Raw genomic sequence first — 1,235 nt, forward strand, 5'->3', positions numbered from 1 at the left:
GTGTTTGATTTTGCGCTGTTACCGCCAGAGGTCAATTCGGCCCGGATGTATACCGGTGCAGGCTCGGGTTCGCTGCGCACCGCCGCGGCCAGCTGGCAACTGCTGGCCGCCGAACTGCACTCCGCGGCCAGCATGTACCGATCGGTGGTCACCGACCTGACCACCATGCAGTGGACGGGTCCGTCGTCGATGTCGATGGCCGCCGCCGTCATTCCCTATGTGGATTGGCTCACCGTCACCGCCGAGCAAGCCCGGCACACCGCGGCCCAGGCAACCGCCGCCGCCACCGCCTTCGAGCAGGCCTTCGCGATGACGGTGCCCCCGCCGGTGATCGCCGCCAACCGCGCCCAGCTGCTCGCGCTAATCGCAACCAACTTCTTCGGCCAAAACACCGCCGCGATCGCCACCACCGAAGCCCAATACATGCAGATGTGGGCCCAAGACGCCACCGCAATGGAGGACTACACCACCGCCTCGGCGGCAGCATGGAAACTGACCCCGTTTGCCTCCCCGCAACCCAACACCAACCCCGGCGGGCGCAGCGCTCAACACGCCGCGGTCGCCCACGCCGCCACCAAAGCCCCCAACCCAAACAACAAGGGCAACTGGATCGGAAAGCTGCTCGAAGACATCGGAAAGGCATTGACCGCCGTCGGCTTGCCCGAAATCGGGTTGCCGCTCTACGAATTAGGCGTCTTCGTCAACACCTTGAAACTGCCCAAGATCCTCAAAGACGACTTCACCGCCCTGGATGCCCTGTTCGCCTGGTACTCCACGATGGGTTCGGTGACCGGCGTCAGCGGCATGGCCAACGGGATCATCAACACCGAAAAAAGCCTCGGCTTGATTTCCGGTGTGGCACAACCGGTGGCAGAAACCGTACCCAAAGTCGCTCCGGCCCTGCTGGCCCCGCTGAACTCCATCGCCAAATCACTCTCCGGGGCAACCATGCGTGCCGGTGGCGTCCTGGGCGGACAAGTCTCGGCCGCCGCACGCAGCGCCGGTTCGATCGGCCAACTATCAGTGCCCCCCTCCTGGGCCACACCCCAAACCACCGTCGCCGCCAAAACCTTCCAGGCCGCCACCCCCCTGACCACCCTGCCCACCAGCGACGCCGCACCCGCAGCCATGCCCGGCCTACCCGGAATGCCCTCAACCGCAACCGGACGCGGCGGCGTCGTACCCCGATACGGACTCAAAATGACCGTAATGTCACGCCCACTATCCGGAGGCTA

General features: G+C 65.1%; 1 protein-coding gene. It reads left to right on the forward strand.

All coding sequences use genetic code 11. The features are described 5' to 3' along the window. A partial coding sequence (locus tag BST40_RS28130) for a PPE family protein (protein ID WP_075545611.1) occupies nucleotides 1–1,235 on the forward strand: 1,235 nt, incomplete at its 3' end.

Source organism: Mycobacterium persicum (assembly GCF_002086675.1).
Taxonomy (GTDB): domain Bacteria; phylum Actinomycetota; class Actinomycetes; order Mycobacteriales; family Mycobacteriaceae; genus Mycobacterium; species Mycobacterium persicum.